An 11,193-nucleotide genomic window follows, 5' to 3' on the forward strand; every position below is an offset into this window, starting at 1 on the left:
TCACACTGACCACCGACACCGGCACCAGCTCGACCACGGAGGTGAGCACCGATGAACTGATGCAACTACCCGCCTGATCACCAACGAAGGATCAAAAACCAGTTACACCACTACCAGGGGCTTGACCCAACACAACTCACCTAGAGCCCGCCGTGCACAGGGCCGCGTAGGCGCCTAGCTGTTAGACTGACACGCGGTGTGCCGGGAAGTCTGGTCGGCTGCGCGTTGACGGTGAGCCCCGCACGAGGGGGCGGCCACGACGCGTACGTAGCCCACCCGACGAAGGACTCCGTACGCACCATGACTGACACCGACTCCCGTCGGGCCACCCCGACGCTCTTCTCGCGCGGCTCCTGGCCCGAAGCTTCCCGCATCGCCGACATCTTCCGGCGCGAAACCATCGGCGGCATGCTGCTGCTCGTCGCCGCGGTCGTAGCCCTTCTATGGGCCAACTCGCCATGGTCGGCCGCCTACTTCGGCCTCGGCGACATCCATGTGGGGTCCGACGCGCTCGGTCTGCACCTCGATCTCTCCCTGGCCACCTGGGCGGCGGACGGTCTGCTCGCCATTTTCTTCTTCGTCGTCGGTCTGGAGCTGAAACGCGAGTTCGTCGCCGGCGACCTCCGCGACCCCGCGCGGGCCGCGCTGCCCATCGCCGCGGCGGTCGGTGGAATGGCTGTTCCCGCACTCATCTTCGTTGCGGTCACCATGCGGGCGGGCGACGGAGCGGTGCAGGGCTGGGCCATTCCCACCGCCACCGACATCGCGTTCGCGGTCGCCGTGCTGGCCGTGCTCTCCACGCACCTGCCCGTCGCGCTGCGCACCTTCCTGCTCACCCTGGCCGTCGTGGACGACCTGCTGGCCATCACGGTGATCGCGGTGTTCTACACCGAAACCATCAACGGCACCGCGCTGGCCCTGGCCCTGATCCCACTCGCAGCGTTCGCCGTTCTCGTGCAGCGGCGGATCACCGCGTGGTGGCTCCTGCTCCCGCTGGCGGCCCTCACGTGGGCATTCGTCCACGAGTCCGGCGTTCACGCCACCGTCGCCGGCGTCGTCCTCGGCTTCACGGTCCCGGTGCTCCGGCGGGTCGGGAGCGATGAGACGGATACCCGGCATTGCCTGGCAGAGCATTTCGAACACCGGGTCCGGCCCATCTCGGCCGGCTTCGCCATCCCGGTGTTCGCCTTCTTCGCCGCCGGCGTCACGATCGGCGGTCTCAGCGGACTCCGCGAGGCGCTCACGAACCCCGTTGCGCTGGGCATCATCTTCGGTCTGGTGGTCGGCAAGACGGTGGGCATCGTCGGCACCACCGCACTTCTCGCCAGGTTCACGCGCGCCACCCTCGACGCCAGCATCCGGTGGATCGACGTCACCGGTGTCGCGATGCTCGCCGGCATCGGTTTCACCGTGTCGCTGCTCATCGGCGACCTGGCGTACGACCCGGAATCCGACCGCGCGGAGTACGTCAAGATCGGTGTGCTGGTCGGTTCACTGGCGGCCGCCTCGGCCGCGGCGGTCATCTTGCGGATGCGCAACCGCCACTATCGCCGGGTCGCCGAAGAGGAGATGCGCGACGACGACCACGACGGCATTCCGGATGTCTATCAGCGGGACAGCTGATCGGTGGGACTCGAAGTCGTCGCCATCGCGGCTGCCGCCAGGCCGGTGGCGTAGTCGTCGATGGTCGTCGGCCCGGTGAGCACCGTGGTCCCCGGACGTCGGCCGACGACCCGGCCGTCGTTGATGGCCCGTGTCATGCCCACATGATGGCCTGCGACATCGGGACTGAATCCGGCCTCGTCGACGAGCGTCGCGACCATGTCGTCGTCGGACAAGCGCTCATACCGCAGCTTCGGAAGGCCGAAGGCACGTCCCAACGCGGCCGTCACGGTGGCCTGGTCGACGTTCACCGGACCCAGGATTTCCCGGCTCAGATGTTTACCGCCCCAGCCTGTTCCGACCAGCGCATCCACCGCTGCCGCGGCGATGTCCCGCGTGGCGACCATCGGAACCGCCACATGCGGATCCAGCGAGTCCGCGACGATGCCCGCATTCTGCATCAGCGGGAGGTACGAGCGGGCGTTGTCGTAGAACCAGCCGGCACGCAGAGCGAGCACCTCGACGCCGGACAACTCCGCCAGCCGCTGCTCCAGGATGTGCAGACCGACCAGAAATCCGGTGCCGGAGCTGATCTCGGCGCCGACGCTGCTGAGCGCGACCACACGCGGCACACCCGACTCGCGGAGGGCGCGGACGATCGCGTCGGTCATCGTCCGCTGCGAGGCGAGGTGGTCGGCGGCAGTGTGATCCACGGGTTGCATCACGAACACCGCGTCCGAGTCGCGCATGGCGGTGGCGAGCGCGGACGAATCGGTGGTGTCGGCTACCGCGGTGTCGGCACCGAGCCGAGCGAGGGCGTCGAGCCGCTCAGAAGAACGCCCGACCGCCCGAACCCGGTGTCCGGCGTCGAGCAGGCGGGTGGTGACCTGTGCGCCGACGGTGCCTGTTGCCCCGAGGATTGTGTACATGAGGACCTCCTGAATCGTTCGATGTCGTATGTCCAGAGTGAAGCGGAGTTGCCGGACGAAACAGCGCTCACAGTCCGCAATGCATGCTCAATCGTCCGAAACGGCAGACGATCGGATCACGATGACCGATCATGGACGGGTGCGCAGACCCGACGGCAGTCACCCGGACCCGTTCCACAGCCCCGACCCGCTCGGGGAGGCCCTGCACTTCTTCCGGTTGAACGGCGCCTTCTACTGCCGGTCGGAGCTCACCGAGCCCTGGGCGCTGACCATGCCGGTCTGGGAGGACTGTCTGTGCGTGCACCTCGTCGTGTCGGGGTCGCTGCGGTTGTCCGCGCCGGACGGTGAGTCGCTGCGATTCGCACCGGGAGATCTCGTCGTCGTGCCGCACGGCCGGTCGCACGTCATCCGCGGAGACGGCGAGGCGACGTTCGCCCCGGTCGTCACCGATCTGCCGCACGACTACCTGAGCGATCGGTATGCCGTCCTGCGCCACGGCGGCGACGGGCCCGAACGCTCGGTCCTGATCTGTGCCGTCGTCCGGTTCGACCATCCCTCGGCACGGTCGCTGACCTCGATGCTGCCGCCGATCCTCGCCATCCGCGCCACCGATTCCCGTGCGGGTGCGAGCAACTCGTGGCTGCGGGACCTCATGCGCATCGTGATCGACGAGGCCGGCGAACTCCGGCCCGGCGGGGAGGCGGTCATCACCCGGTTGTCCGACATCATCGTCATCCACGCCATCCGATCGTGGTTGCAGGACGCGGAGGGCACCCGCACCGGCTGGCTCGGGGCTCTCGCCGATCCACAACTCGGGCGTGCGGTCGCCGCGGTCCATCGCGATCCGGCGGGGGAGTGGAGCGTCGAACGACTGGCCCGTGAGTGCGCGATGTCGCGGTCGACGTTCGCGGCCCGGTTCACCGCCGTCGTCGGCGAGCCGGCGATGCAGTACGTCACCCGGTGGCGGATGTGTGTGGCGGCGGATCGTCTTCGTGACCCGAACGCGTCTGTCGCGTCGGTGGCGGGCGGACTCGGCTACTCGTCCGAGGCGGCGTTCAGCCGGGCGTTCAAGCGGGTCAACGGGTCCTCACCCGGACGAGTACGACGCGCAGCGCGAGCCGGCTGATCACTCGTCCTGGCCGGCGGCCGGGTCGACGGCGGCGGCGAGCGCGCGGCTCACCTCGAATTGCCGGACCAGGAACGCCTTCTCGTCCAGCTTCTTCCGCCGCATCCACGTCGTGACCTCGGAGTTGCACTTGCTCGCATTGCACGAACCGCAGCACGGCACGACGTTGGCGACGGTGTACCGGCCGCCGCGGGAGATGGCCAGCATGCAGTCGCGCTGGAGGGCGACGCCCACCGCGCCGCAATACGCGCACCCACCCCAGGCCTCCTGCAGCGCGAGCCACTGGGCGTCGGTGAGGTCGTTGTCGCGGGCGGCGACACGCTTGCGACGACGCTTCGCGTACCGATTGGCGCGGGTGGTGCTGCGGGTGGCCACGGGAGGAGCCTACCGCTCGGATCACACGAGTCACAGCCGTCACAGGCCGAGTCGGGGCCGTGTCGTGCGCCCGGCGGTGCGACTACTGCTTTGCCTAGACTGGCACCCGTGAGCACGGCCATCCGCGACATGTCATCGACCGGGACCATCCCGACTCCGTACGAGGACCTGCTGAGCCTCGTCATGGAGACAGGGACGCCGAAGGCCGACCGCACCGGGACCGGGACGCGCAGCCTCTTCGGCAGGCAATTGCGCTACGACCTCGCCGAGGGTTTCCCGCTGATCACCACCAAGAAGGTGCATCTGAAGTCGATCGTCTACGAGTTGCTGTGGTTCCTGCGCGGCGACTCCAACGTCCGATGGCTGCAGGAGCGCGGGGTCTCGATCTGGGACGAGTGGGCCGACGAGAACGGTGAACTCGGACCCGTCTACGGCGTGCAATGGCGGAGCTGGCCGACACCGTCCGGTGAGCACATCGACCAGATCGCGGCCGCCCTCGACCTGCTCAAGACCAACCCCGATTCGCGCCGGAACATCGTGTCCGCATGGAACGTGGGGGAGATTCCGCAGATGGCGCTGCCGCCCTGCCACGCGTTCTTCCAGTTCTACGTCGCCGACGGCAAGCTGTCGTGCCAGCTGTACCAGCGCAGCGCCGACCTGTTCCTCGGCGTGCCGTTCAACATCGCATCGTATGCGCTGCTGACGCACATGATGGCCCAGCAGGCGGGCCTCGAGGTCGGCGAGTTCGTGTGGACCGGCGGCGACTGCCACATCTACGACAACCATGTCGAGCAGGTGACGTTGCAACTGTCACGCGACCCGTACCCATATCCGAAACTCGAACTGCGCAAGCGGGATTCGATCTTCGACTACGAGTACGACGACATCGCCATCGTCGACTACCGGTCCCATCCCGGGATCAAAGCCCCGGTGGCGGTGTGACGTCCGACCTCGCGGGGGAGGGCTCGCGTGAGGTGCGCCTGGTCTGGGCGCAGGGACGCGGCGGGGCGATCGGCCGGGACAACACGATCCCGTGGCGGGTCCCCGAAGATGTGGCGCGGTTCAAGGAACTGACGGTCGGGCACCCGGTTGTCATGGGCCGCAAGACATGGGCTTCGCTGCCGCCGCGATTTCGGCCGCTGCCCGGTCGCGCCAATGTGGTCGTCACCCGCGACGCGAGCTGGTCGGCCGACGGCGCGTCGGTCGCGGGATCGGTCGCCGAGGCGCTCGAGCTGGCCGGTGGCGAACGGGTCGGAATCATCGGCGGCGGCGAGATCTACCGCTTGGCAATGGAATTCGCCACCGAACTGTGTGTCACGGAGATCGACGTCGAGGTCGACGGCGCCGACGCGTTCGCCCCGGAGATCACCGACGACTGGGCGGTGGCACATCGCGGTGAGTGGCAGACCTCGACGAGCGGCATCGGGTATCGCTTCGTCGACTATCGGCGCGCTCGGCAGGACTGATGGCGCCGGATCGTCTCTCGATCGCGCAGGCGCGTCGAATCGCGCTCGCCGCACAGGGTTTCACCGACCGCCGGCCCGCCGCCGCGCCCACCATGGCACACCTGAAGCGCGTCGTCGGCCGAACGCGGCTGCTGCAGATGGACTCGGTGAACATCGCCGCGCGTGCGCACTTCATGCCGCTGTTCTCTCGCCTGGGTGCCTACGATCCCGACCTGTTGCACCGCGCCGCGTGGCAGCCCGGGCGTGGTCGGCGGCTGCTCGTCGAGTACTGGGCCCACGAAGCCGCGCTGATCCCGGTGCCCGACTGGCCCCTCTTCCGATGGCGGATGGACGACTTCGCCGACGGTCGGTATCGGCACACGCGAGACGTGCTCCGTCGCAACCGTTCTCTGGTCGGCGACGTCCGGGCAGTGATCGAGGCGGTCGGCGCGACCACGCCCCGTGCCATCGAAGCGGAACTGGGCATCGAACGTGAACCCGGTGCAGCCGGGAGCTGGTGGCAGCGCGGTGAGGTGAAGCACCTGTGCGAGGCCATGTTCGCGGCTGGTGACCTGTCGGCGGTCCGCAACGGGAACTTCGTGCGGCACTACGACCTCACCGAACGGATCGTCGGCGCGGACATCGTCGCGCTGCGACCCGACCGTGGGCAGGCGCACCGTGAACTCGTCAGCCGTGCCGCCCAGGCGCTCGGTGTCGCCACCGTGGCCGATCTGGCCGACTACTACCGGCTCCGGCCGGCCGACGCGCGGCCTGCGGTCGCCGAACTCGTCGAGGACGGTGTGCTGCAGGAGATCTTCGTGGACGGCTGGCGCGACCCGGCCTACCTGGCCGCCGGCGCGGTGATCCCGCGGCGCGTCGACGCCTCGGCGATCCTGTCGCCGTTCGACCCGCTCGTGTTCTTCCGCCCCCGCGCCGAACGACTCTTCGACTTCCACTACCGCATCGAGATCTATGTGCCCGAACACAAACGCGTGCACGGCTATTACGTGCTGCCGTATCTGCTGGGCACCGACATCGCCGCGCGCGTGGACCTGAAGGCCGACCGCAAGAACCGCACCCTGCAGGTGCTCGGGGCCTACTGCGAGCCGGGTCGTTCCCGAGGCCTCGTCGCCGAACGGCTGTCCGCGGATCTGCGGAGCTTCGCCGGCTGGCAAGACCTCGACGATGTCGTCGTGTCCGGACGCGGCGACCTGGCGCCCGACCTGCAACGGGTGCTGCACGGCGCGTGACCCACACCGGGTGATGCAATGCTGAGGATCGACAGTTCACGACAGCGATGGGAGACGAAGCGATGACCGTGTCGTATGAGGGTAACGACTACCGATTGGTGATGTTCGATCTCGACGACACCCTGGCCCCGTCGAAGAGCCCGCTCGACGACCAGATGGTCGATCTGCTGCGTCGGATGCTCGACGTGAGCCTGGGCTGCATCATCTCCGGCGGCAACTTCACCCAGTTCGAGAAGCAGGTTCTCGCGCGGCTCGGCAACTTCGACAGCGTCGCCAACCTCCACCTCATGCCGACGTGCGGAACGCAGTACGTGCGGTGGTCCGGGAACGACTGGGAGACGGTCTACGCGGAGTTCCTCACCGACGACGAGAAGCAGCGCACGCTCGACGTGCTGGAGGCCGGCGCGAAAGAGCTCGGCCTGTGGGAGAGCGAGACGTGGGGTGACATCCTCGAGGACCGCGGCAGCCAGATCACCTTCAGCGCGCTGGGGCAGAAGGCGCCCGTCGACGCGAAGGCGGCCTGGGACCCCGACGGAGCGAAGAAGGAGTCCCTGCGGGCCTACGCCGCCGAGCGACTTCCCGACCTCGAGGTGCGCAGCGGCGGTTCGACGTCGGTGGACGTCACCAAGAAGGGCATCGACAAGGCTTACGGCGCACTGAAGTTGATGGACATCCTCGGCCTCAGCACCAGCGACATCCTGTTCTTCGGCGACCGGCTCGACGAGGGCGGCAACGACTATCCGGTCAAGGCCCTCGGGATCACCTCGATCGCCGTCCACGGCTGGCCCGACACCCACGCGAAGTTGTCGGCGCTGCTGGATCAGGTTGAGACTGGCAGCTAGTCGACCGGCCCACCCGCCGGGACGACCCGCTGGGTGCCGTTCGCGACCCGGTAGGACTTCGCGTAATACTGGCCGGAGCGCGGATTCGTCTTGTCGTGCACGAAGTACCAGTCCATCTGCGTCGCCGCCGGCGTCACGGTCAGGACCGAATACCCGTGCGCGTCGAACTCGCTCCAGCGCACGTGGTGGTTCGTGGCCGCGAAGGCCGAGGACACCGCGACCCCGGCGGTGTTGGCGGGCACGTTCAGCATGTCGTCGATGTTGGTCGACGTGATCGAGGTGCCGACCAATTCCGTTGCGACACTCCCGCCGCCGGGATAGTTCGCCGGGTCGGCCGGGATGTCGCACGCCCACGACGAGTGGATGTCACCGGTGATGAAGACGACGTTGTCGACGCGATTGCGGCGCAGCGATTCGAGGAGACGTCGACGATCGGCGGCGTAACCGTCCCACTGGTCGGCGTTGTACGGGATGCCCTCGCGCGGGATGCCGAGCAGTGCGGTGACCGCGCCGGTTGTCTGCGGATCCAGCGGGGGGATCAGCACCGGGGCGATCATCACCGGGTTGCCGACGATCTTCCAGCGGGTCTCCGACGACGTGAGTCCATTGGTCAGCCACGACATCTGTGCCCGGCCGAGGATCGTGCGGGCGGGATCGTCGATGGCCGCCGACCGGGCGCTGACCTGCAGGTCGCGGTAGGAGCGCAGATCCAGCATGGACAACTCGAGCAGACGGCCGAAGCGGAGCCTGCGGAACAGGTGCCGGCCCGCGGTGTCGACGGCGGGGCGGATCGGCATCCACTCGGCGTAGGCGCGAAGCGCGGCGGTGCGCCGCGCGGCCCAGGAGCCCTCGCCCGCCTGATGGTTCTCCGCCCCGCCCGACCACGAGTCGTTCGACGACTCGTGGTCGTCCCAGATGCAGATGAACGGCAGGTCCCGGTGCAGCCGGGCGAGGTCGGGGTCGGTCTTGTACTGCGCGTGGCGTGTCCGGTAGTCGCGCAGGGTGACGATCTCGTGGCGGGGGTCGTGCGGCCGGACGGTTCCGGTCTTGCCGGTGTATCGCCCGGTCTCGTACTCGTAGAAATAGTCGCCCAGGTGGACCACCGCGTCGAGTGCCGGCTGCGCGGCCAGATGCCGGTAGGCGGCGAAGTATCCGGCCTCCCAGTTGGCACACGACACGACGCCGAATCGGATCTTCGCGACGTCGGCACCGGTCGCGGGGGCGGTGCACGTGCGACCGACGGGCGACACCGCGCCGGTGGCGGGTCCGGACAGCACCGTGAAGCGGTAGTGGTACCAGGTGCGCGGCGCCAGACCCGACGCGTCGATCTTCACCGTATGGTCGGAGTCGGCGGACGTCCGCACCTCGCCCGCGGCCACGACGGCGCCGAAGCCGGGGTCCCGGGCGATCTCCCAGCGGACGAGGCTCTGCGGCCCCAGGCCGGAACCGGGTGTCGCAGCCGGGGTCGGGGTGATGCGGGTCCAGAGGACGACGGCGTCGGGGAGCGGGTCGCCGGACGCGACGCCGTGGCGGAACACTGCCGCCGACGGGGGCCCGGGCGACCGCGGCGCGCCCTGGGCGACGACGGCGGGGGAGGCGAGCGCCGCACCGGTCACGACCGCACCCGTGCGCAGGAAGTCGCGTCGCGTCGTCATCGCATCCACCCCCGGGTACTCGCCCACGCCTGCAGGGACTCTACCGCGGGCGGAGCCCGACGGTGCGGTACTCACGTGGTGGGGGAGAATCGGATACCGCGCGGCACGCGGACGTGTGGCCGCGACGGACGACAGGAGACATGCGTGTCCGAATTGGTGCCGCTGAAGGTGCAGATGGTGGCGATGACCCAGTTCACCCCGCCGGGAGACGTGCCGTGGAGCACCGACGCCGAGGGCGGTGAGGCGTTGGTCGAGTTCGCCGGCCGGGCGTGCTACCAGAGCTGGGACAAGCCGAACCCGCGTACCGCCACCAATGCCGGCTACCTGCGGCACATCCTCGAGGTCGGGCACCTGTCGCTGCTCGAACACGCATCGGTGACGTTCTACATCAGCGGCATCTCCCGCTCGTGCACCCACGAACTGATCCGGCACCGCCACTTCTCGTACTCGCAACTGTCCCAGCGGTTCGTGCCCGAGCACGACTCCAACGTCGTGGCGCCGCCGGCGATCGTGGGCGACCCGGAGCTCGAGGACCTCTTCACCGCGGCGACCGACGCGAGCCGGGCGGCCTACACCGAGCTCCTCGCGGCGCTGGAGGCGAAGTTCGCCGACGTCCCCAACGCCATCCTGCGTCGGAAACAGGCACGTCAGGCCGCTCGCTCCGTACTGCCGAACGCCACCGAGACAAAGATCGTCGTCACCGGCAACCATCGCGCCTGGCGGCACTTCGTCGGCATGCGCGCCACCGAGCACGCCGACGTCGAGATCCGCCAGCTCGCGGTGGAGTGTCTACGCCAGTTGATGCGGGTGGCGCCCACCGTGTTCGGCGATTTCGAGATCGGCACCCTGGCCGACGGGACCGAGGTCGCCACCTCACCATTCGTGCTGGAAGGGTGAGGATCGTCACCAACAGGGAGGCGGTAGCCTTGAGCACCATGAACGCAGTCCAGGAACCGCTGCACGAGCATCCCTTCGGGACGAACGTGGTTGCGATGGTCACCCCCTTCCGCCCGGACGGAAGCCTCGATCTGGACAAGGCCGCCGTCCTCGCCGACCATCTGGTCGCCAAGGGATGTGACGGGCTGGTCGTGTCCGGCACCACCGGTGAATCGCCGACCACCACCGTGCCGGAGAAGCTCGAGTTGCTGCGGGTGGTCCTCGACGCGGTGGGCGACCGGGCCCGGATCACCCAGGGCGCAGGCAGTTACGACACCGCCGAGAGCGTCCGGTTCGCGATCGAGTCCGAGAAGATCGGTGCTCACGCGCTCCTCGTGGTGACCCCGTACTACTCGAAGCCGCCGCAGGCCGGGCTCCTCGCGCACTTCCGGACCGTCGCCGACGCCACCGCGCTGCCGGTGCTGCTCTACGACATCCCGCCGCGATCGGTGGTCCCGATCATGAACGAGACGATGCTCGCCCTGGCCGAACACCCCAACATCCGCGGGGTGAAGGACGCCAAGGGCGACCTGCACTCGGCGGCCGGCCTGATCGCCAGCACCAGCCTGGAGTACCTGTCCGGCGAGGACGCACTCAACCTGCCGTGGCTGTCGATCGGCGCGACCGGTTATGTCAGCGTCATCGGCCACCTCGTCCCGGATCGCCTGCGCGACATGCAGATCGCTGTCGAGAAGGGCGATCTGCCGACCGCCCGCGCGATCAACACCTCGATGCTGCCGCTGGTCAACGCCATGGGGCGCCTCGGCGGGGTCACGATGGTGAAGGCGGCACTGCGCATCCTCGGGCTGGAGGTCGGCGACCCGCGCCTGCCGCAGGTGCCCGCGAACCCGGCGCAGATCGAGGAACTGATCGTGGATCTGCGCGCGGCGGGTGTGCTGGTCTGATGACGGACAACGACACCACCGGCCCCCACACCGGCAACGACACCACCGGCAACGACACCACCGGCACCGTCCGCCCCCGGACCCGACGCCGGGCCGCCGCCCGCAAGGCCGGCCCGCCGAGTCCGCCC

Annotated in this window: 11 protein-coding genes; 8 read left to right on the forward strand and 3 right to left on the reverse strand. The window is 68.8% G+C overall.

What is annotated here, in order from left to right:
• Positions 1-300: 300 nt before the first annotated feature.
• Positions 301-1,623 (forward strand): Na+/H+ antiporter NhaA, encoded by a 1,323-nt coding sequence (gene nhaA, locus JW364_RS23490; RefSeq protein ID WP_065628937.1) that lies wholly within the window; start codon positions 301-303, stop codon positions 1,621-1,623.
• Here nhaA and JW364_RS23495 read toward each other — a convergent pair.
• A complete protein-coding gene (locus JW364_RS23495; RefSeq protein WP_065628936.1) occupies positions 1,608-2,531 on the reverse strand; it encodes an NAD(P)H-binding protein in 924 nt (307 codons plus the stop codon). The two genes, nhaA and JW364_RS23495, sit on opposite strands and share 16 nt — an antisense overlap.
• Before the next feature lie 121 nt (positions 2,532-2,652).
• On the opposite strand from JW364_RS23495, the gene JW364_RS23500 reads away from it, so the two are divergent.
• Positions 2,653-3,657, forward strand: coding sequence for an AraC family transcriptional regulator (locus JW364_RS23500; RefSeq protein WP_083207187.1), 1,005 nt, complete (start codon positions 2,653-2,655; stop codon positions 3,655-3,657).
• On the opposite strand, the gene JW364_RS23505 is transcribed toward JW364_RS23500, so the two are convergent.
• Positions 3,658-4,032, reverse strand: a complete 375-nt coding sequence (locus tag JW364_RS23505; protein ID WP_058250166.1) for an HNH endonuclease — start codon at positions 4,030-4,032, stop codon at positions 3,658-3,660.
• A gap of 108 nt (positions 4,033-4,140) precedes the next feature.
• Between JW364_RS23505 and JW364_RS23510 the strand changes: the two genes are divergently transcribed.
• The 4 genes from JW364_RS23510 (at position 4,141) to JW364_RS23525 (ending at position 7,569) form a co-directional block, all read left to right on the forward strand.
• Positions 4,141-4,974, forward strand: a complete 834-nt coding sequence (locus JW364_RS23510; RefSeq protein WP_078112288.1) for a thymidylate synthase — start codon at positions 4,141-4,143, stop codon at positions 4,972-4,974.
• A complete protein-coding gene (locus tag JW364_RS23515; RefSeq protein ID WP_165630179.1) occupies positions 4,971-5,498 on the forward strand; it encodes a dihydrofolate reductase in 528 nt (175 codons plus the stop codon). The genes JW364_RS23510 and JW364_RS23515 overlap by 4 nt, the downstream gene beginning before the upstream one ends.
• Positions 5,498-6,727, forward strand: coding sequence for a winged helix-turn-helix domain-containing protein (locus JW364_RS23520; protein WP_159370665.1), 1,230 nt, complete (start codon positions 5,498-5,500; stop codon positions 6,725-6,727). The genes JW364_RS23515 and JW364_RS23520 overlap by 1 nt, the downstream gene beginning before the upstream one ends.
• 62 nt (positions 6,728-6,789) lie before the next feature.
• Entirely contained in the window at positions 6,790-7,569 is a 780-nt protein-coding gene (locus JW364_RS23525; RefSeq protein WP_058250306.1) for an HAD-IIB family hydrolase, read from the forward strand.
• Here JW364_RS23525 and JW364_RS23530 read toward each other — a convergent pair.
• The gene (locus JW364_RS23530; RefSeq protein ID WP_165630178.1) at positions 7,566-9,224 is read right to left on the reverse strand and encodes an alkaline phosphatase; all 1,659 of its coding nucleotides are present in this window, start codon (positions 9,222-9,224) and stop codon (positions 7,566-7,568) included. The genes JW364_RS23525 and JW364_RS23530 overlap by 4 nt on opposite strands.
• A 144-nt stretch (positions 9,225-9,368) precedes the next feature.
• On the opposite strand from JW364_RS23530, the gene thyX reads away from it, so the two are divergent.
• Both thyX and dapA read left to right on the forward strand, forming a co-directional pair.
• Positions 9,369-10,121 (forward strand): FAD-dependent thymidylate synthase, encoded by a 753-nt coding sequence (thyX, locus tag JW364_RS23535; RefSeq protein ID WP_065628932.1) that lies wholly within the window; start codon positions 9,369-9,371, stop codon positions 10,119-10,121.
• Positions 10,122-10,159: 38 nt separating this feature from the next.
• Positions 10,160-11,065, forward strand: a complete 906-nt coding sequence (dapA, locus tag JW364_RS23540; protein WP_058250171.1) for a 4-hydroxy-tetrahydrodipicolinate synthase — start codon at positions 10,160-10,162, stop codon at positions 11,063-11,065.
• Positions 11,066-11,193: the final 128 nt, after the last annotated feature.

It is taken from the genome of Gordonia sp. BP-119, assembly GCF_016924115.1.
GTDB lineage: Bacteria > Actinomycetota > Actinomycetes > Mycobacteriales > Mycobacteriaceae > Gordonia > Gordonia hongkongensis.